This is a genomic window from Halalkalibacter nanhaiisediminis, from assembly GCF_007830185.1.
In the GTDB taxonomy this organism is placed as follows: Bacteria; Bacillota; Bacilli; order Bacillales; family Bacillaceae_D; genus Halalkalibacter; species Halalkalibacter nanhaiisediminis.
On record NZ_VLKZ01000004.1, the window covers coordinates 314,929 to 335,101 of the forward strand.

A 20,173-nucleotide genomic window follows, 5' to 3' on the forward strand; every position below is an offset into this window, starting at 1 on the left:
TGAAAGTGTCTGGCTACTTAGAGGTCAGACACTTTTATTTTTCATTAGATTAACTGTTGTAAAGCACGATGTAATATAATCAAATACCTGTTTTTTTAAATGAGCATTCAATATTCGCATACTCCCATGATAGCCACGACACATGTAGGTGAATTCGGTAAATAAGCCATCATTTTGCTTCTTTTCTACTATCATGTTCAATTTAGTCATCTCTTTTTTTACAGGAGCTAGCTCTTTACTAATTTGATTTAGTAGCGAGATGGTCATCTCAGTAAAAGTAGTTTGTAAGCGAAGTTTCGTTTTCTCTAATTGAAGTAAATCGCTTTCTAATGCTTTTCTAGCAATGATAAGGAGAATATAGTGTCTCATTATTTGTTGCTCATCATTCGTTAGATTCACCATTTGTACCACCTATCCATAAAGGGAACTTATGTTCTTATTATATGGAGAGATCCTTAGAAATACAACAACAAAATATTAGGAAAGAATTAGCTTCATCATAAGAGATCATTAGAAGTTAAAAGCTTTGTTTAAATGATGAAAAATCAGATAATTTGTTATTGGAACTGGGTATAATAAAGGTAGCATCTATGTAAGGGAGAGTAAAAAAATGGAGAGTAAGTTCCCGTTACAAGAATGGATTGAACGAAAGCAATTAGTTAAAATCGTAGCGGTGAAACAAAAAGTTGGTCGAAGAGTAATCATGGGGAGAATACTTTCCTATGATAAAGAGATGGGTGCGATCTTACTTTATGATGATGATCAGAAAGAAGTTGTCCATTTGCTTCAAAATGAAATTGATAGTATTGAAAAAACGTATATATAAAGGCGACTGTTTAAAAGAACAGTCGCCTTTATAAAGTGTATTAATTTGGCTGTAACATAACCTTTACTTTACGAATACGACGATTTTCTGTTTCTTCGACTTTCAAAGTAATATGTTCATACGTAAATTCATCGCCCTTTGCAGGGATACGTTGAAACTCTTCAACGAGCCACCCACCAAGCGTGTGGTAAGAGGTGTCAGGAAGCTCAACGTTTGTAAATCGAACAAAATCATCGAGAGAGTATTCAGCATAAAAGAGATATGTCTCTGTATCAATTTGTTTGACAAGTTTTACTTTCTCATCATGCTCATCCCAAATTTCACCGACAATTTCCTCAAGAATGTCCTCCATCGTAATCAAACCAGATGTTCCACCAAATTCATCAATGACGATCGCCATATGCATTTTATGTTTTTGAAGTTCAGGTAATAACGCAGAGACTTTCATTGATTCAACAACGAGAAGTGGATCACGGATTAGCTTTTGAAGATCAACTTCTTCATCTTTAATCAAAGAAGTTAAAAAATCACGCTCTGATAAGATACCAATAATATTGTCAATGCTTCCATCATAGATTGGAACACGAGAATACCGTTCTTGGAAAAAGATATTTTTGATCTCTTCAATTGATTGATTAATATCAACAGCGATAATATCAATACGTGGTTTTAAAATTTCACCAACAAGAATATCGTCAAAGTCTAGAGAACGATGGACAAGTTCTTTTTCATTTTTATTTAATACTCCTTCCTCTTCGCTAAGCTCAACCATGACTTTTAATTCTTCCTCTGTAAAGGAAGGAGACTGTTCCTTGTTTCGAACGAGTAACAACATTCCTTTTTTAATCTGAAGAAAGACCCAAGTTACTGGTGTTGCAATCATAATCAAGAAAAGCAAGACTGTAGAGATTCGCAGAGCAAATGGTTCTGCATACTCTTTAGCGAAAGATTTCGGCAGAATTTCTCCAAAGATAAGAACGAGGATTGTCACAACAAATGTACTAATAAACACACCCGTACTAGGGCCGAAGATATCTGTTGCAAGCTGTGCAGAAATCGTTGCCGCAGCAATGTTAACAAGATTATTACCGACAAGAATAGTCGACAATGTCTTATCAAAATGTTCGACTATATGGAGCGCTTTTTTTGCACCCCGACGACCTTCATCGGCATAGCTTTTTAAGCGAATCTTGTTTGCACTTGAATACGCAGTCTCAGCAGAAGAGAAAAATGCAGATAAGAGTAGTAACAAAATGAATAAGCTAATCATACTTAATGGTATATCGTCCAAAGACTATCACACTCCTAGAAGTTTATTCTTTAATTATAAATAAAAACTTCTTATTGCTGTTAAATATATTTTGAACAAATAAGAAAATAATACAATCTCGTTAATATTATTTGAGGGAAAAGTGCCAAAAAAACAAAATTATCGGTAAGGTTTGATTTGTTTGTTATACTAATGATAAGAATGAGAATCACTATCATAAAAGAGGTGGAAATACATGTTGGATCATACAATAATTGATATCCTTCAAGAACAGTTTTTTGTTAATGGACAAAAAGTCGATCAAAGTGGTGTACCTTACAGACAACTGTTAGATGAAAAGGTGATGCAACAACTCATTACAAGTAGAACGACTCAATTTAGTGGCACGGATCATCGGGTTGGCGGAGCAAACATAATGAAGTGGTTTGGTAACTTTATTACCGCGCATGCGTATTTGTATTCGATTCATGACAGTTGGCTTAGCTATGATGACTTTAGCTTTGTTGAAAAAGGAAAAAAAGCAGAAATTCAACTAATAGAACCACACTTAGTAGCCCTTGATGAAACAAATCGTGAAAACATGTTGATAGAAAGACTAGAAGCGTTATTTAAAATGCTTCAACCGATATTTGAAAGAGTTGCAAGCACATCAGGATTGCCGATTCAACAAGTGTGTGGGCTCTTATCTAACCCTTTTTATAATCAATATCAAGCATGGATGAACATATCAGAAGCTGATGAACAATTAAAGTTAAATGATGACCTTCAACTAATGAGAAAATTAGATCCTACGGTATTTGGTTTAAATCGTAATCCGTTTGATGTAACGTTTCGCTATGTTGATAGCTGGTGGGAGCCAGTGGAACCTGTGCGCATTAAAGCAGCGTGCTGCATGAGCTATTTAAAAGGTGAAGGAAATTATTGCTTTGCTTGTCCCAAAATGAATAAAAAAGAGCGAGTAAAAAGAGCAGAGCAATTACGTCGAGAGCAACAACAATCGTGATACGGTATAATTCCTTCTTTAGAAAAGACAATGGAGGAAATTTATACTTGCTAAAAAGAATAATTAATAGTTTAATGATACCTATACACATTAAAACAATATACATTTAATCATTAAAAGTGCTCAAGGTCTTAAACTTGGGATAATAGGGAAATCAGTTAAAGTCTGATGCAGCCCCCGCTACTGTAAGTGTTGATGAAATTGTCAAAACCACTAGAGATGATCTGGGAAGGGACAAAAGTAAGCTCGAAACACAAGCCAGGAAACCTGCTTTTAATGTATTAGTCCAATTTTCGGAGGGAAAGTTTTGGGTGAACATATCTATAGAATCTATTTTATTTAATAGTTCTGTAGTTTGGACATACCTTTAAACCTTACCTTTTGAGAAATGGGTAAGGTTTTTTTGAATAGATAAAACAAAGGTGCATAATATTTCGGTTATGCTTAAAAGGGAAGCACGGTGTAAATCCGTTACGGTCCCGCCACTGTAATGAATCATTTTATTGTCTAGGGCGGCATAATGATTCTAAGTCAGAGACCTGCCTTTGTTTTGCCTTCAATGCCTACGGGTCATAGGTAGAAGTGTAGAATTAAGATGCAACTTACGTATTTCGTATGTAAGCCATTTTATTTGCACCTCTACTTGTTAGAGGTGCATTTTATTTTCTCTAATAATCGTAATGGAAAGAGAAATGAGGAGGAACGACGGATGACTACTTGGAATTTAAATGGTACAAAGAAACATGTCTTCATTTGTAATGGATCTAGCTGTATGAGAAAAGAAGGGGAAGAAATCACTTTAGCTATTCGCGAAGAGATTGCACAGCTTGAGCTAGATCATCAAATCCATACGACCCGCACTAGATGTAATGGGAGATGTAAGGATGCTTGTGTTGTTGTCGTATACCCTGAAGGAAAATGGTATTCGGCAACCTCAACTGATATAGGTCGTTCCATTATTAAAAGTCACGTTGATCCATCCATTAATCTAGAAGATGCTCTTATTTATGATTTTAATAGTGAAGAAATGATGGCTGTTAATACAGATGCTAGAGTAAAGGGCATCGAAAAAGGTGAAAAGGAAAAGGCGAAAGCATAGAAAGTCATTTTCCCCTAAACCGTAGTAGGTGGTGTTCCTGTTACCGCTTACTTTTTATATATTTAAATAAATAGAGTTTACAAAAGGAGGAATGTCGGATGAAAGGGACATTACTAGTTATCGGTTTTGGACCTGGAAGTTTTGAACATATAACGAAGAGGGCGCAAGAAGCAATTCAAGAAAGTGATTGCATTATTGGCTATAAGACATATGTTGAACTTATTTCTGATTTATTAACCGATCAAGAAATTATTAGTACAGGCATGTCAGAAGAAGTAAGTCGTGCTCAAGCGGCTGTTCGTCTTGCAGAAGAAGGAAAAAAAGTCGCTGTAATTTCCAGTGGAGATGCTGGAGTGTATGGTATGGCTGGTCTTGTGTATGAAGTATTGATTGAACAAGGATGGACAGAAGAAACGGGTGTAGGTGTTGAGGTTATTCCAGGTGTATCTGCGATTAACTCTTGCGGATCGTTACTTGGCGCCCCGATCATGCATGATTCTTGTACAATTAGTTTAAGTGATCATTTAACTCCGTGGGAATTAATTGAAAAGAGAATTGATGCAGCAGCTCAAGCAGATTTTGTCATTGCTTTGTATAACCCGAAAAGTGGGCGTAGAACGAGACAGATTCAAGAAGCACAACGAATCTTATTAGAACATCGTTCGCCAAGTACACCAGTAGGACTTGTGAAAAGTGCTTATCGTGACCGTGAGCACATTGTAATTACCGACCTTGAACATATGCTAGATCATGATATTGGAATGTTGACAACGGTAATCATTGGGAACTCATCTACGTTTCTTTATGATAATAAAATCATTACACCACGAGGATATCAACGTAAATATACGCTCAATTCCACTACTCAAAGATTAAGACCACACGAACGCCTAAGACATGAGAATGAACCATGGGCTCTTCACAAAGGAAAGAGTGAGGAGGAAGTTCAGGTTGAACCGAAGGCAGAGAAAACAGCAGCTGTTGCAACGTTAGTGAAGCCTGAGGTAAAGGTTGATACGACATTGGAATTAGCTCTAGAGGCTCTTGATAAAGTAGGGTTTCAAGAAGAAGTTAAGGACGTGCCAAATCGTGTTTCTGAGACGAACAAGACGGTAAACAATCCAATTGTTTCTATTTTTGAATTAGCTGTTAGTCCTGGTGTTGCCAATAAGCATTTTACACCAGCTCAAATGATCACTCTTACTGAAGTCGTAGGAGACGAAGGAACGATGGAATACACTCCTCATCACCAAATTTATTTAAAAATTCCGACTGCAGATCCTGAGACAATTACTGAAAAATTGCAAGCGGTTGGATTTTTACTAGAGCCAATTGGCGATGTGTTTCAACTAAAGGCTTGTGATTTTTGTGAGGGTGAGAAAAAGGATTCCATTCCCCATGCAGAAGAGTTACACGAAAAGCTAAGTGGCCTTGAGTTACCTAAAGAGTTGAAAGTTGGCTTCAATGGTTGTGGGATGGCTTGTTTTGGTGCTGTTAACGAAGACATTGGAATTGTATTTAGAAAAGGCAAGTTTGATCTGTTTTTAGGTGCAAAAACGGTTGGACGGACAGCTCATGCTGGACAGCCTGTAGCAGAAGGTATTGAACCAGATAACATCGTCCAAGTGATTGAAAATATTATCTACGAGTATAAAGAAAAAGGGCATCCGAATGAAAGATTTTATAAATTCTTTAAACGCGTTGGCAGTGTTCAAGGCTATACATATAAGGATATTGCACCGAAGATTGAAATTGAGCCTGCGCCGTGTGGAGACTAATGAAAGCAAAGGGGAGAATTAAATGAAAGCTGTTTTACTAGTTGGACACGGAAGTAGAGATCCTGAAGGAAATGAGCAGGTTAGACAAAGTATCGAGGAATTAAAGCCGAAGTTAGATGCTTCTTTGTTAGTTGAAACTTGTTTCCTAGAGTTTGAAACACCAACCATTCAGCAAGGGATTGCAACCTGTGTTGAAAAAGGTGCTACAAGTGTGTATGTTATTCCGATTATGTTACTTGCTGCTGGTCATTCTAAGATTCATATTCCTGCTGCGATCGATGAAGCAAAAGAACGCTATCCCTATGTTCAGTTTACGTACGGGAGACCATTTGGGATTCATGAGGAGACAATGGAGATTTGTAAAAGTCGCTTAGAAGAAGTCGGCGAAAGTATAAACGAAAAAGATCCTGATACTGCTGTGATCTTATTAGGCCGCGGTGGTAGTGACCCTGATGCGAACAGTGATCTATATAAAATCACTCGTTTATTATGGGAAAAATTAAATTATAAATTTGTTGAACCAGCCTTTATGGGTGTGACAGATCCTCTTATAAAAGAAGGGGTTGAACGCTGTATTAAATTAGGCGCTAAAAAAATTGTTATTTTACCTTATTTCTTATTCACTGGAATTTTAATTAAACGTCTTGAGAAACTGATTATAGAATTTGAAGAAGAGTTTCCAGAAATTGAGTTCAAATTAGCTGGATATTTCGGGTTTCATTCAAGATTACAAACAATTATCAAGGACCGTATTGAGGAAGCATTACAAGGCGATGTGAAAATGAATTGTGATACGTGCCAATACCGCATCGAGGCAATGGAGCATATTGATCATCACCACCATCACGACCACGACCACGATCATCATCACCACCATCATGATCACGAGCATGAGGCTCAAAAACTATGATTCTCTTTTTAGCTGGAACCAGTGATGCAAGAGAGTTAGCCATTAAGCTAAAAGAAGAAGGCTATCAATTGCTTACGACTGTTGTCACGGACAATGCAGCGATTGAACTGAAAAAAGCGGGATTAGATGTTTATGTTGGTCGTTTAACGAGTGAAGATTTTTTACAGTTTATTAACGAACGTGGCTTTGAGGCCATTGTCGATGCGAGTCATCCTTTTGCAGAAGAAGCGAGTAAAAATGCTCAATCTAGCGCAAAGGAAGCAAATATTCCCTATATCCGCTATGAACGCGAGTCGCAATCTTTTGAACAAGAAGGAATCACATTGGTTGATACGTACGGAGAAGCAGCAGAATTAGCATTTGAGAAAAAAGGTGTTGTGATGCTGACGACAGGAAGTAAAACGTTGCAAACATTTACGAGTAAATTACTTAACCAGCCTGACATTCGTGTGATCGCGCGTATGCTTCCTCGAAAAGATAATATGGAAAAATGCGAACAACTCGGCTTTCCGCAAAAAGACATCGTTGCCATACAAGGACCTTTTACAAGAGAGTTTGATCAAGCACTGTATAAGCAATACGGAGTTACAGTCATGATTACGAAGGAAAGCGGAAAAGTGGGATCGGTTGATGAAAAAGTAGAGGCAGCAAGGGAGCTTGGCATTGAAACAATTATGATCAAGCGGCCAAAAATAAAGTACGAAAATGCCTATTCTAGTTTTTTAGGTGTTATTAATCATATAAATGACCTATTCAAAACAGCAAACAAATGATGAATTGGAGGAGAGCATAATGGATTTTGGAACAGAATTTAAGCCATTAACGGTACAACCACAGGAAATTGAGGGATTGAGCTTTAAAATGATCGATGAGGAATTCGGTGAGCATCCATTCTCTCAGGATGAATATAAAGTTGTTCAGCGTGTCATTCATGCGTCGGCGGATTTTGATTTAGGACGTAGCATGCAATTTTACCCTGGAGCAGTTGAGGCTGGTATTCGTGCAATTAGAAACGGTGAACAAGTATATGCGGATGTGCAAATGATCGAAAGCGGTGTTAGTAAAGGAAGAATTGAAAAGCATGGTGGAAGCGTCAATGTCTTTATTTCTGACAAGGATGTCATGGAAGAGGCTAAGCGTTTAAATACGACGCGTGCGATTATTTCCGTTCGTAAAGCATTAAAGCAGTTTGATGGCGGTATTTATGCAATCGGAAATGCACCAACAGCTTTACTTGAGTTAATTAGATTAATTAAAGCAGGAGAAGCAAAGCCGAGCTTAGTCATTGGTCTTCCTGTTGGATTCGTTTCTGCTCCAGAATCAAAGGAAGAGTTAGCAAAATTAGATGTTCCATTTATTACGAATATAGGTAGAAAAGGCGGTAGTACAATCACGGTTGCAGCATTAAATGCAATTTCACTTTTAGCAGAAAAGGCATAGAAAAATGAACGGTACAACAAAAAAGAAAGACAAAAAGGAGATGCGCTCGGGTTTTACAACGGGCGCATGTGCCACAGCAACGACAAAGGCTGCCTTGGTCGCGCTTATTACTGGGGAAACCCAAACAGAAGCGACGATTTACTTGCCAGTCGGGAAATTTGCCACGTTTGAAATGGACAGTTGCAAAGTCGAAACTGATTTTGCTGAAGCAGGAACGATTAAAGATGCTGGTGATGATCCAGATGCAACTCACGGTGCATTAATTATTGCAACTGTCAGTTGGTGCGATACACCTGGGATTACGCTTGATGGTGGTGTTGGGGTTGGTCGTGTAACGAAGGAAGGTCTCCCTGTAGCTGTAGGAGAAGCAGCTATCAATCCCGTTCCACGTAAAATGATTCTTGAAACTGCGGAAGAAGTGCTTAAGTCATACGGAATAGACCGAGGCATTAAAGTCGTCATTTCTGTACCTGAAGGCGAAAAAATGGCAGAAAAAACACTGAATAAGCGTCTAGGCATCATTGGTGGAATATCGATACTCGGAACAAGAGGAACCGTTATTCCATTTTCCAGTTCTGCCTATATGGCGAGTATTGTTCAGGCAATTAGTGTCGCACGAGCAAGTAACTGTGAACATGTTGTGATTTCAACAGGAGGACGAAGTGAAAAATATGGTATCCAGCAGTATCCTGAGCTTCCTGAAGAAGCCTTTATTGAAATGGGCGATTTTGTTGGATTTACTTTAAAGCAATGTAAGAAACAAGGAATCAAAAAGGTATCCTTAGTTGGAATGATGGGGAAATTCTCAAAGGTTGCACAAGGTGTGATGATGGTTCACTCCAAAAGTGCACCAGTAGATTTTAATTTCTTAGAGAATGTAGCACGTGAAGCAGGTGTAGAGGATGAAGAATTACTTGAATCAGTCCGAAATGCCAATACAGCCTCACAAGTAGGAGATCTTATGCATGAACATGGATATAGCGACTTTTTTACGATTCTTTGTAAGTATTGCTGTGCTTCGGGTTTAAATGAAATTGACGGCGGAATTGCTATTGAAACAAGCTTGTATTCAATGAAGGGCGCGTTTCTTGGAAAGGCAGGTCAAAATGACAGAGAAAATTAAGTTAATTGGAATCGGTGATGATGGAAAACAGAGTATTTTGCCGATCTATGAAAAATGGATTAATGAAAGTGATGTTTTGGTAGGGGGAGAAAGACAATTAGCTTTTTTCCCAGAGTATAAAGGTGAGAAGGTTGTCATTAAAGGAGAACTGCCAAAGCTCGTTACATATTTAAGTCAGGAAACAAGAAGGATTGTCGTTTTGGCATCAGGCGATCCTTTGTTTTATGGGATTGGCAGCTACTTGTCAAAAAAACTAGACATTGAGATATATCCATATTTAAGCTCAATTCAACTTGCATTTGCAAGAATGAATGAACGTTGGCAAGACGCCTATATAACAAGTGTTCATGGTAGAAGCATGAAAGGACTAGCTCAACGCATCAACGGACGTGAGAAAATTGCCTTGCTGACAGATGCTGAAAATAATCCTTCTGCAATTGCTCGTTATCTTCGTTCTTTTGAGATGAATGAGTACCGAGCATTTGTTGCTGAAAATCTTGGTGGCGAAAATGAACGCACAGGATTTTATGAGCTTGAAGAAATGGCGAACAAGGAATTTTCCCCATTGAACGTCGTCATTTTACAAAAGGGTTCTGAGGGGAAAACGTGGAGTCCAAATATTGATGATGAGGAATTTCATCAAAGGAAGCCTGAAAAAGGATTAATAACCAAAAAGGAAATCCGTACGTTAAGTATCGCCCAATTAAATCTTCGAAAAGACAGTACAATTTGGGATATCGGCACATGTACAGGCTCTGTTGCAATTGAGGCTTGCCTAACTGCGACAGAAGGTCAGGTGTTTGCCATCGAAAAAAATGAACATGACCTGGAAAATTGTCGCTTGAATATGGTGAAATTCCGTACCGATTTTACAACTGTTCAAGGAAAGGCACCTGAACATCTCGATCAATTTCCAGACCCAAATGCGATTTTTATTGGTGGTACAGCAGGGAGTATGGAAGATATTTTAGAAGTTTGTTGCACTCGCTTGGAAAAAGGTGGAAGAATTGTCTTAAATGCGGTCACGATTGAAAATTTAGTACAGGCTGTCGATGAATTTAAGAAAAATGGCTTTGATACAACCATTACACTTGCACAAATATCGAGAAGTAAACCAATTTTAAATTTAACTAGGTTTGATGCCTTAAATCCGATTTACATTATCACGGCAAAGCATAAGGAGGAAGAAGAAGCATGATTGGAACATTATACGGATTAGGTGTAGGCCCAGGAGATCCTGAATTACTGACAGTAAAAGCATTTCGCAAGCTAAAAGAATCTCCCGTAATCGCGTACCCTAAAAAAAGAAAAGGTAGTAAAAGTTATGCTCAGAAAATTATTGATGTGTATGTAGATCCAACTGAAAAAGAGATGCTAGGTCTTGTGTTTCCTATGACAAAGGATCCGACTATTTTAGAACGTGAGTGGTCTAATACCGTTGATATCGTGTGGGAGAAGCTAAAAACAGGAAAAGATGTAGCGTTTGTGACAGAAGGGGACCCTCTTTTGTATAGTACGTTCATCCATATGATGAATCTTGTAAAGGAGCGTCATCCAGAGGTTAAAATCCAAACAGTTCCTGGAATATCATCCATTAATGGTGCTGCTTCAAGACTTGGGATTGCTCTTGCAGAAGGTGATGATCATGTGGCGATCGTTCCAGCGCGAGATGACTATGAAGCTATGAAAAAAGTCATTGTCGAAAATGATTGTGTCATTTTCATCAAAGTAGCAAAAGTCATTGATTTGATGCTTGAGATCTTGCGTGAATTAGATTTAACAGATCGTGCTTCTGTCGTGACAAAAGTAACGTCAGATGAGGAAATTGTGTGGGACATGAAAGAGTTAGAGAGAGCAGAATTAGAATATTTAACATTAATGGTGGTGAGAAAATAATGAAGATAACAATTATCGGAGCAGGGCCAGGAGATCCAGATTTAATCACGGTTAAAGGTCTAAAACTACTTCAAGAAGCGGATGTTGTGTTATATGCTGATTCATTAGTGAGCTCAGAATTAATCGAACGAGCTAAGCCAGAGGCAGAAATTATTAAAACAGCAGGAATGCACCTTGAGGAAATGGTTCAAGTTATGGTTGACCGTGTCCAAGAAGGGAAAAAGGTCGTCCGTGTTCATACTGGTGATCCAGCCGTTTACGGAGCGATTATGGAGCAAATTGCGATTTTAAATAAGCGAGATGTGACAGTGGATATTATTCCAGGTGTTAGTTCAGTATTTGCTTCTGCTGCAGCACTTGGGGCGGAGTTGACAATTCCAGAATTAACGCAAACAGTAATTTTAACAAGAGCGGAAGGGCGTACACCTGTACCAGATGCAGAAAAACTTCGCGATTTAGCAAAACACCATTGTACGGTTGCTTTATTTTTAAGCGCAACATTAACGAAGAAAATTGTGAAAGAATTTTTAGATGCTGGTTGGAGCAAAGATACACCTGTTGGCGTGGTATACAAAGCAACGTGGCCTGATCAAAAAGTTGTTCGTTCTACACTTGAAAACCTTGATGAAGATATGCGAGTAAATGGGATCCGTAAGCAAGCAATGATTTTGGCAGGCTGGGCTTTAGATAAAGATATTCATGAGAAAGACTTTAAGTCAAAGCTCTATGACAAAGCATTCACGCACGGTTACCGGAAAGGGGTCAAGGAATGACATTAATCTTAGAGGAAGGAAAAGAGGTAGCCATTAACCAACATGGTCCTTATGCGCTTATTGCCATTACGAAGCATGGAGTAGAACTTGCCCGTAATTTACATACGAAGTTTCAGCAAACAGATTTGTATTATATGAGTAAATTTGAAAGAGGAGATGAAGATTTACGCAACATTTCTTTATTTGAAGGAAATGTTCGTATGCTTCTTCCCTCGCTTTTCAAAACATACAAGGGAATCATTATGATTGTCTCGTTAGGTGCTGTTGTACGAATGATTGCCCCACTTTTAAAGGACAAAAAAACAGATCCAGCTGTTGTCGTTATTGACGATAAAGGCCAACATGTTATTAGTGTTTTATCAGGTCATTTAGGTGGAGCAAATGAACTGACAAATGAAATTGCTGAGTTACTCCAGGCAACACCTGTGATTACAACAGCTTCCGATGTCCAAAAAACAATCCCTGTTGATTTATTTGGCAGTAAGTTTGGATGGGTGTGGGAATCTGCTGAGAAATTAACACCTGTTAGTGCTTCTGTTGTTAATGAAGAGCACGTAGCTGTCGTTCAGGAATCTGGCGAAAAAAAATGGTGGAATTACGACCGACCACTTCCTGAAACGATTAAAGTGTATCAAACGATTGAGGAAGCCTTACAAGCAAAGCCTAATGCTGCTCTCGTTGTCACTCACCGTAACTTAAAAGAAAATGAAAAACAAATTTTAAACAATGGTGTTCTCTATCGTCCGAAAGTGATCGTTATTGGCATGGGCTGTAATCGTGGGACATCAGCAGAAGAAATCGAACAAGTCATTTTTGATACGTTAAATGAGCTCGGTTATTCGATTAAAAGTGTGAAAGCCATTTGCTCGATTGATCTGAAAAAGGATGAGGAAGGTTTACTTGCTGTGGCGCAAAAATATAATTGGGAATTTACATGTTACCCTGCTGACGAACTAAATCAAATTGAAATGAGTGCTCCATCAGATACCGTATTTAAGTACACGGGTGCCTATGGGGTCAGTGAGCCTGCTGCTCTTTTGTACAGTGGGGCCGAGAAGTTGTCACTTATTAAGAAGAAGTCTGGTAACGTAACAATATCTGTTGCCATTATTCCTAATTAGAAAGGTGGGGTTGCTGCTTGAGTGGACGTAGAATTGTAATCGCTGGTACAGGGAGCGGTGTCGGTAAAACGACATTGACAATCGGATTAATGGCAGCGCTGAAAAAAAGAGGATTAACTGTACAAGGCTTTAAATGCGGACCCGATTATATTGACCCAACCTACCATACCGCTGTGACAAATCGAGTTTCGCGTAATCTTGATAGTTGGATGCTTCCAAAAGAAACCGTTTTAGATATTTTTACTTATGGGAGCAAAGCAGCAGACATGTCAATCATGGAAGGTGTCATGGGATTTTTTGATGGGAAAAATCCAAAAACGAATGAAGGTAGTACAGCAGACATTAGTATGATCACAAAAAGCCCAGTTTTACTCGTTGTCAATTGCGCTAGCATGGCTCGAAGTGCAGCCGCGATTGTGAAAGGGTTTCAAGCATTTGCGGAAGGTCCTAATATTGTAGGTGTGATTGCCAATAGAGTTGGTAGTGAAGGTCATTTTAAAATCGTGAAAACGGCGATTGAACAGGAATGCGATATCCCTGTTATTGGCTATTTAAAACGAGAGCTTGATATTGAAATACCTGAAAGACACTTAGGACTCATTCCTTCAATCGAAAGAGGAGACCTTGATCCGTTTTTTGAAAAGCTAGGAAATCTCATTTCTGAAACGGTTGACCTAGATAAGCTCCTTGAACTATCGCTAGCAGAGTCACTCGATGTCAATCAAACATCGTCTCTTTTTACAAAAAAGAAAGAGAGCTCAGTAAGAATTGCGGTAGCAAAAGATGCAGCCTTTAACTTCTACTATCCTGAGAATCTCGAACTGTTAGAGTCGCACGGGGCAGAAATTGTTTATTTTTCACCGTTAGCCAACGATGCATTACCAGAAAATATAGACGGGCTTTATATTGGTGGTGGTTTCCCGGAGGAGTTTACCTCTGAACTTAGTCAGAACGTTCGTGCAAAAGAGTCGATTAAATTGGCGATTGAGAATGGTTTGCCGACTCTGGCTGAATGTGGTGGGTATATGTATTTGACACAATCTATTGAGACCACGGGGCAAGAAAAGCACGAAATGGTTGGCATTATCCCAGGTGAAGTGAAAATGCAATCTAAATTAGCGGCATTAGGCTACCGTGAAATCAGCGGCCAAAATGATAATTTTTTACTTACTGAAAATCAAACAGCAAGAGGACATGAATTTCATTATTCGACTTTTCATTCAAATGAAGAGATTCCTTATGCGTATGAGACGAAGGGGATGCGTGGTACGAAGCAGGAGGGTTATTTGAAATTCAATTTAGTGGCAGGGTACACACATTTTCATTTTGCCTCTTGTATAGATATGGTTGAAAATTGGATTCAAAAATGTTCGGAGTATAAAGTAAGCGTATAAATCGTCAAAAAGGGAGAGAGCTTGCAGTGAGTGTATTTGAACTATTGGAGTCGAGAAGAGCGATTCGCAACTATGAAAATCGTGAAGTAGAGCGAGAGAAAATTGAGAGATTACTTGAGGCGGCTACGTTAGCTCCAAATGATCGTATGAGAGAACCTTGGGGCTTTTTTGTGATCCAAGGGGAAGCGAAGGAAAGATATAAAGAGTTAGCCTTAGCATATTTACAAGAGCGTTTTCCAACGAAGCCTCATTTAATTGAAAGTTCAATTAAAGTTGTGACGAATACACCTGTGATGATCGCGGTGACGTCTGATATTGCCAAAAATGAAGCTGATTCAAAAGATAATGAATATGCAGTTTGTTGCGCGATTCATTCAATGTGGTTAGCTGCACAAGAATTAGATTTAGGATTTGTTTGGAGAACAAGAGGAGTCGGTCTTGTTCATGATCAGCGCCTACACGATTTTATCGGCGCACCTGAAGAAAAGAAAACGGTTGGGATGATCTTTTTAGGTTATCCTGATGCCAAAGAAATAGAAGAAGCAAAGCCAAAAAAACGTACTCCTTTTGTAGAAAAGACAGTCTGGCTTTAAGAAAAGAAGATCTGGAGGCAGCAAATGTTTACTCAAGAAGAAAAAGATGCCCTTTACAAGGTTATTTATAAAAGAAGAGATATTCGTACCTTTTTACCTGATCTAATTCCTGAAGAATCATTACACAATATTCTTAAAGCAGCTCATCATGCACCGTCTGTCGGCTTTATGCAGCCGTGGAACTTTATTATGGTGACATCAGACGAACTAAAGGAACGACTTGCTTGGGCAGCTGATAAAGAAAGAAGAGCGCTTGCGATTCATTATGAAGATGCCCAAGGAAAAGAAGAGCACTTTTTAAAATTAAAGATTCAAGGAATAAAAGAATCTCCGCTAACGATATGTGTCACTTGTGATCCGACTCGAGGAGGATCGCATGTCCTAGGGCGTAATTCGATTCCTGAAACGGACCAATTATCAACTGCATGTGCAATTCAAAACATGTGGTTGGCTGCGTGTGTGGAGGGACTGGCAATGGGCTGGGTTAGCTTTTATAAAAAGCAAGATGTACGAGATATCCTAGAGATTCCTCCGCATATTGATCCAGTTGCTTTAATGACAGTTGGCTACACAGATCATTACCCAGATAAACCGATTCTTGAAACATCTAAGTGGGAAGAGAGAAAGAACTTAGATCATCTTTTATTTGAAAATAAATGGGGCTATAAGTGACTAGCATAGCCCCTTTTTTTATTGCGGCACAAAAGGTCGAATCGATAATCAGTGCTGATGCGAGTTAATGAAAATGAAGGGAAAGTTGTCGATAAAATCACTACATGGCTTGAAAACCAAATGAATCATCCGTATCCAGTTGCTCTAAAACACTTTCTTGATGTCATTTAAATGAAAATGTTCCTACACGCAAACTATTTAAAGTGAATTAAATAGATCTGCCCTTATCAATACACGGTTTAAGAGAAGAGGACAGATCGTTGCTATTTAATGACAAAAGTTCATTAAGCTCTCACTAAATCTTCTGTAAAGGAGCGCTTAAGTTCTTCAATATTTTCGTGAATTGTTTCGATATCTTTCAGTTGTTGTTCAATCGAGCGGCTTACATTAAGAAGGTGAGCAGTATTTTGTTCTGTATTTCGGGATTCTGCCTCCATGGCACTCGCAATTTCTTGGCCTGCACTCGTAAGCTGGGTGAGGTCACCTGTCATAGTAGTGATTGCTGCTGAATTTTTGAAAACCGATTGGATCATTGCTTCAAAACGTTCGTTCATTTTAAGGATTTGTTGTGAACTTTCTTGTACGTCTTCAACTCGTTCTTCTGATTGCATCACAGAATTATCAACATCTTGCAAGATATTGTCAACATTTTCAGTGATTTGTTTTGTTGCTTCTACGGAGCGCTCGGCCAGTTTTCGAACTTCATTTGCAACAATTTCAAAGCCTCTCCCATGTTCTCCTGCACGTGCTGCTTCAATAGAAGCATTTAGGGCAAGTAGGTTCGTCTGCCTAGAAATATCATTGATAAGAGCAACAATATCTTTGATTTTTCCAATCTGATTGGCTAGCTGAAGCATCGACTGTTTATTTTCTTCTGCTCGATTAGAAAGCTCCTCGATCGTTTTTGTGACTTCTATAATATCTTCTTTTCCTTCGGTGGCTTCCTGACTCATGTCATTAAATGACGTGTTAACTGCTATTAATTTATTGGACAAAGTATCCATTCCAGAACTCATTGATTCTGTAATACTAGTCGTTTCCTCATATGTACCTAGTTGAATTTCAGATTGAGAAGCAACTTGTTCAGAAGCGATATTCGTCTCTTCAATATGCTGACGTAATGAATGAACTTTGTTTGATAATGTGATGGCTTGCTGTTCAACAACATCAATTTGACGTTGTTGATTTGATTGAAAATCCTGAATGCTAGTAAAAAGTGAATTCATTTGATCTCCAAGGATAGCGATCTCATCATTACCTTTCATATTCAAGCGCACATCGAGGTTTCCTTCTTCAAATTGAGCAATCGTTTTAGCCATTTTCTGTAATGGTTTTATGACAAGAATGTTTAGCAATAATGAAATGATAATGGTTGCTACAATGACATTCATGAAATTGCTAAGCCATACACCAACGATGCCCAGATCAATATTTGTTGCATTAATTGCCGATAAGATCATATTTGAAATCGTGGTGTTAAGAAGTAACACTAAAATTAAAGCACCGATAAAACGGATGCGTATACCTGACCAAATGGTAGGTGTATCCATAAATAATCATCCTCCGAAAAATAATCATTGTTATACGATTAAAGTAGTAAACTCCTTTTCTGATAGTGGCGGCTAAAATAGTAGCCTTGCATGTCATCCCATCCAATCGATTGGAGATAAGTGAGTTGTTTTCATCCTCGACTCCTTCCGCAACAACTTTAAGGTTTAAGTTGTAACCTAGATCAATGACTAATTTTACAATCACTTTATCGATTTTTAGGTGATCAATCTGGAACTGTCTTAAATAACTTAAAGATGACTAACCTGATCCAAAATCATCTATTGAAATTTGAATACCAAGCTCTCTTAATCGATTAATCGTTTGGCGAGTAGTTTGGATATTGGCCATTAAGGTATTTTCAGTAATTTTAAGATTAAATAAAGAAAGTGGGACATTAGTTTCTTCTAACGTTTTAACATGCTTCTTTAGTTTAGAGAGAAAAGAAATTCTTTTTAATGATAAGGTATTGCTTGTTTAATTTAATTGATCTTTGTATCTTTCTCCTGGCCTAGAACTTCAGATATACTTAGTATACTTTCTTTTTGTTCCAATTATTTAGGGTCCTTATCTACCTAAAAAGTGCATTGAAATAGGTAATTAATTTTAGTTAATAATACCTACAATACCCTTAAAATAAACTTTAAAAACATTAAAGTGTATAAATTAAGACTAAAGATTTATATATGTATCTAAAAAATGAATAATAAACATGCTGAATTATGTATGGAAGCTGTTTAAGTCTAAATATGACAATGTTTAAAACATCCAGAATCGGGGTATCTACAGAGTAAAGACAAAGTAGGAGGGATGTTAAGATGAGTAACCAATTTGCGATGGACCACAATGTCATGAAGCAGCTTCAAATTATAAAGAGCCTACAGAAACGTTCAGAAGCAACTGTTCAGTCCTTATATGCTCAGGCTATTCTTGAATACTCTCTCTATCACTACAATAAGAACAGATTGCTAAACTTCATTGATCAAGCATTGATTGATGGTAAGGAAGAGGAATTTTATCAATATTCACAGGAATACAAACAGTTGATGGAAGATCATCGTGATGGAAAAACAGTTGTAGAAAATGGCTTTGAGCTCCATTTAACATTTGAATAAAAAAATGCTTTTAATAAAAAATGAAATCAAAAAACGAGCGTTTTAATTGGCTCGTTTTTTTTGTTGATTTTATCAGTTTTGAATGATGACTAATGAACTATTTTTGAGGAAATTGTCACATTTAATGTTTTTAATAGAACTTTTGGTGGAAAAGGGTTTCTAGTAATAAAAAAATTTATTAGATAATGAGGTGACAGTTTATGTGGACAATATTAATCGTACTTTTAGTACTATGGCTGTTAGGATTCAGTTTTGAAATTGCTGGTAATCTTATTCATTTATTATTAGTGATAGCACTTATCGTTTTAATTATTAGACTTTTTACAGGCAGAAGGGTATAGATACATTTAGTTTTAAGAGGCTGTTGATCATAGCAGCCTCTTTCTTAATCAATTAAATGGTTATAGGCGTTTTGGAATATCGGTTCGCTTTTAACATATTGTTGAAATAAATAATGGAGAGCTTCTTCGTCGTTTGGAAAATGTTCACGCACATCATCATATGCTGAAGATAAAAAGCGATCTTGTTCAAGCAATTTTTTCATTCGATCTGGCTGAAAGCTCATTTGAGGTAAGCCTCCTTCTCATTCAATCTCCTTAATAGTGTATGAGAAGATGGGGAAATGGTTCGGACATATTGTATAATGAAAGTTAGATAGTGTTGGTATAGTAAGAAGACATGCTTGAATGAACTTCATAAAGAAAGGTGATGAGACTATGAGTAGAATTATGTGTCTAACAGAATATGCACCTTTAGAAGAGGTTGTTCTCTGTGAGCCAGTCCATATGAGAATTGATGAAGCGATCAATGATATCCAGAAGCACTTTGCTGAGGAGAATATTAACCAAGATCTAGCGACTAAGCAGCACCGAGCATTAGTGAAGATATTAAGGGACCATAACATCATAGTCCATTTGCTGCCAGCACACCATGGATTTCCAGAACAAGTGTTTACAAGAGATATTGGTTTTACGATTGATGAGACTCTTTATGTTGCATCATTAAAAAGAACAATTAGACAGGGGGAGCAACAAGTTCTAAAACAACAGCTTTCACAAAAACAAATCCCTTATAAGACAGTTGATTTAGGAACGATTGAAGGTGGGGATGTGATCATTGATAATGATACTGTGTATGTCGGTGAAAGTAGTCGGACGTCACGTGATAGTGTTGAGCAATTACAGATTGCTCATCCTGATCGCACATTCCATATCATTAAGTTTGATGAAACATATTTACATCTTGATTGTGTATTTAATCCAGTTTCTGCTAGTGTTGCACTTATCTATCCAGAAGCGATTGCAAACGAATCATTAAAGATACTAGAACAATGCTATGATTTAATTGAAGTCACTAAAGAAGAACAATTCCATTTAGCCACCAATGTCTTATCAATTGGTAATAACAATATTATTAGCTTGCCGCAAAATGTTCAAGCTAACCAAAAATTGTGGAAAGCTGGTTTTACTGTTATTGAAACCGATTTATCTGAAATCATAAAATCTGGTGGTTCTTTTAGATGTATAACGTTACCAATTCGACGTAAGAGAGAACATAATAAAATGTAATGGTATGTTTATATTGAAAAAGTTAGAAAAAGGTGCGGTGTATT

Annotated in this window: 23 protein-coding genes and 2 riboswitches; of the genes, 18 read left to right on the forward strand and 5 right to left on the reverse strand. The window is 37.7% G+C overall.

What is annotated here, in order from left to right; translation table 11 throughout:
• Positions 1–24 precede the first annotated feature (24 nt).
• Complete coding sequence (locus IQ10_RS09015; RefSeq protein ID WP_144450158.1) at positions 25–399, reverse strand: YhjD family protein; 375 nt, start codon at positions 397–399, stop codon at positions 25–27.
• A 211-nt stretch (positions 400–610) separates the two neighbouring features.
• Between IQ10_RS09015 and IQ10_RS09020 the strand changes: the two genes are divergently transcribed.
• Entirely contained in the window at positions 611–826 is a 216-nt protein-coding gene (locus tag IQ10_RS09020) for a hypothetical protein (protein ID WP_144450159.1), read from the forward strand.
• A gap of 40 nt (positions 827–866) precedes the next feature.
• Here IQ10_RS09020 and IQ10_RS09025 read toward each other — a convergent pair whose 3' ends face one another.
• Positions 867–2,117 carry a hemolysin family protein gene (locus tag IQ10_RS09025; protein WP_144450160.1) on the reverse strand — a complete coding sequence of 417 codons (1,251 nt, stop codon included), beginning with the start codon at positions 2,115–2,117 and terminating at the stop codon, positions 867–869.
• A 217-nt stretch (positions 2,118–2,334) separates the two neighbouring features.
• Here IQ10_RS09025 and IQ10_RS09030 point away from each other — a divergent pair, with 217 nt between their 5' ends.
• The 14 genes from IQ10_RS09030 to bluB all read left to right on the forward strand — a co-directional run bounded on the left by IQ10_RS09030 (position 2,335) and on the right by bluB (position 15,898).
• Positions 2,335–3,099: a hypothetical protein gene (locus IQ10_RS09030; protein WP_144450161.1), complete on the forward strand. Its 765-nt coding sequence runs from the start codon at positions 2,335–2,337 to the stop codon at positions 3,097–3,099.
• A gap of 100 nt (positions 3,100–3,199) precedes the next feature.
• Positions 3,200–3,388, forward strand: a riboswitch (cobalamin riboswitch).
• 114 nt (positions 3,389–3,502) lie between these two features.
• A riboswitch (cobalamin riboswitch) is annotated at positions 3,503–3,660 on the forward strand.
• A 148-nt stretch (positions 3,661–3,808) separates the two neighbouring features.
• A complete protein-coding gene (locus tag IQ10_RS09035) occupies positions 3,809–4,198 on the forward strand; it encodes a (2Fe-2S) ferredoxin domain-containing protein (protein ID WP_144450162.1) in 390 nt (129 codons plus the stop codon).
• A 98-nt stretch (positions 4,199–4,296) separates the two neighbouring features.
• Positions 4,297–5,976 carry a precorrin-3B C(17)-methyltransferase gene (gene cobJ / locus IQ10_RS09040; RefSeq protein ID WP_144450163.1) on the forward strand — a complete coding sequence of 560 codons (1,680 nt, stop codon included), beginning with the start codon at positions 4,297–4,299 and terminating at the stop codon, positions 5,974–5,976.
• 22 nt (positions 5,977–5,998) lie between these two features.
• Entirely contained in the window at positions 5,999–6,886 is an 888-nt protein-coding gene (locus IQ10_RS09045) for a sirohydrochlorin chelatase (protein ID WP_144450164.1), read from the forward strand.
• Positions 6,883–7,659 (forward strand): precorrin-6A reductase, encoded by a 777-nt coding sequence (gene cobK, locus IQ10_RS09050; RefSeq protein ID WP_144450165.1) that lies wholly within the window; start codon positions 6,883–6,885, stop codon positions 7,657–7,659. Before IQ10_RS09045 ends, cobK begins: the two co-directional genes overlap by 4 nt.
• 19 nt (positions 7,660–7,678) lie before the next feature.
• On the forward strand, positions 7,679–8,326 hold the full coding sequence (locus IQ10_RS09055; RefSeq protein WP_144450166.1) for a precorrin-8X methylmutase: 648 nt from the start codon (positions 7,679–7,681) through the stop codon (positions 8,324–8,326).
• Between the two features lie 4 nt (positions 8,327–8,330).
• The gene (locus IQ10_RS09060) at positions 8,331–9,449 is read left to right on the forward strand and encodes a cobalt-precorrin-5B (C(1))-methyltransferase (RefSeq protein WP_144450167.1); all 1,119 of its coding nucleotides are present in this window, start codon (positions 8,331–8,333) and stop codon (positions 9,447–9,449) included.
• Positions 9,433–10,647 (forward strand): precorrin-6y C5,15-methyltransferase (decarboxylating) subunit CbiE, encoded by a 1,215-nt coding sequence (cbiE, locus tag IQ10_RS09065; protein WP_144450168.1) that lies wholly within the window; start codon positions 9,433–9,435, stop codon positions 10,645–10,647. Before IQ10_RS09060 ends, cbiE begins: the two co-directional genes overlap by 17 nt.
• A complete protein-coding gene (gene cobI, locus IQ10_RS09070) occupies positions 10,644–11,345 on the forward strand; it encodes a precorrin-2 C(20)-methyltransferase (protein WP_144450169.1) in 702 nt (233 codons plus the stop codon). The genes cbiE and cobI overlap by 4 nt, the downstream gene beginning before the upstream one ends.
• Positions 11,345–12,118, forward strand: a complete 774-nt coding sequence (cobM, locus tag IQ10_RS09075; protein WP_144450170.1) for a precorrin-4 C(11)-methyltransferase — start codon at positions 11,345–11,347, stop codon at positions 12,116–12,118. The genes cobI and cobM overlap by 1 nt, the downstream gene beginning before the upstream one ends.
• The gene (locus IQ10_RS09080) at positions 12,115–13,239 is read left to right on the forward strand and encodes a cobalt-precorrin 5A hydrolase (RefSeq protein WP_144450171.1); all 1,125 of its coding nucleotides are present in this window, start codon (positions 12,115–12,117) and stop codon (positions 13,237–13,239) included. The genes cobM and IQ10_RS09080 overlap by 4 nt, the downstream gene beginning before the upstream one ends.
• Before the next feature lie 17 nt (positions 13,240–13,256).
• Complete coding sequence (locus IQ10_RS09085; RefSeq protein WP_144450172.1) at positions 13,257–14,633, forward strand: cobyrinic acid a,c-diamide synthase CobB; 1,377 nt, start codon at positions 13,257–13,259, stop codon at positions 14,631–14,633.
• Positions 14,634–14,659: 26 nt separating this feature from the next.
• The gene (locus IQ10_RS09090; RefSeq protein WP_144450173.1) at positions 14,660–15,226 is read left to right on the forward strand and encodes a nitroreductase family protein; all 567 of its coding nucleotides are present in this window, start codon (positions 14,660–14,662) and stop codon (positions 15,224–15,226) included.
• A gap of 24 nt (positions 15,227–15,250) precedes the next feature.
• Entirely contained in the window at positions 15,251–15,898 is a 648-nt protein-coding gene (gene bluB, locus IQ10_RS09095) for a 5,6-dimethylbenzimidazole synthase (protein WP_144450174.1), read from the forward strand.
• A gap of 284 nt (positions 15,899–16,182) precedes the next feature.
• On the opposite strand, the gene IQ10_RS09100 is transcribed toward bluB, so the two are convergent.
• Together IQ10_RS09100 and IQ10_RS18780 are read right to left on the reverse strand one after the other, a co-directional pair.
• Entirely contained in the window at positions 16,183–17,448 is a 1,266-nt protein-coding gene (locus IQ10_RS09100; protein ID WP_144450175.1) for a methyl-accepting chemotaxis protein, read from the reverse strand.
• 259 nt (positions 17,449–17,707) lie between these two features.
• Positions 17,708–17,896 carry an EAL domain-containing protein gene (locus IQ10_RS18780; RefSeq protein WP_144450272.1) on the reverse strand — a complete coding sequence of 63 codons (189 nt, stop codon included), beginning with the start codon at positions 17,894–17,896 and terminating at the stop codon, positions 17,708–17,710.
• A 368-nt stretch (positions 17,897–18,264) separates the two neighbouring features.
• Here IQ10_RS18780 and IQ10_RS09110 point away from each other — a divergent pair, with 368 nt between their 5' ends.
• Positions 18,265–18,561, forward strand: a complete 297-nt coding sequence (locus IQ10_RS09110; protein ID WP_144450176.1) for an IDEAL domain-containing protein — start codon at positions 18,265–18,267, stop codon at positions 18,559–18,561.
• A 200-nt stretch (positions 18,562–18,761) separates the two neighbouring features.
• Positions 18,762–18,902, forward strand: a complete 141-nt coding sequence (locus tag IQ10_RS09115) for a lmo0937 family membrane protein (RefSeq protein ID WP_144450177.1) — start codon at positions 18,762–18,764, stop codon at positions 18,900–18,902.
• Between the two features lie 44 nt (positions 18,903–18,946).
• On the opposite strand, the gene IQ10_RS09120 is transcribed toward IQ10_RS09115, so the two are convergent.
• Positions 18,947–19,126, reverse strand: coding sequence for a hypothetical protein (locus IQ10_RS09120; RefSeq protein WP_144450178.1), 180 nt, complete (start codon positions 19,124–19,126; stop codon positions 18,947–18,949).
• Between the two features lie 151 nt (positions 19,127–19,277).
• Between IQ10_RS09120 and IQ10_RS09125 the strand changes: the two genes are divergently transcribed.
• Positions 19,278–20,129 (forward strand): dimethylarginine dimethylaminohydrolase family protein, encoded by an 852-nt coding sequence (locus IQ10_RS09125; protein ID WP_144450179.1) that lies wholly within the window; start codon positions 19,278–19,280, stop codon positions 20,127–20,129.
• The last annotated feature ends 44 nt before the right edge of the window (positions 20,130–20,173 follow it).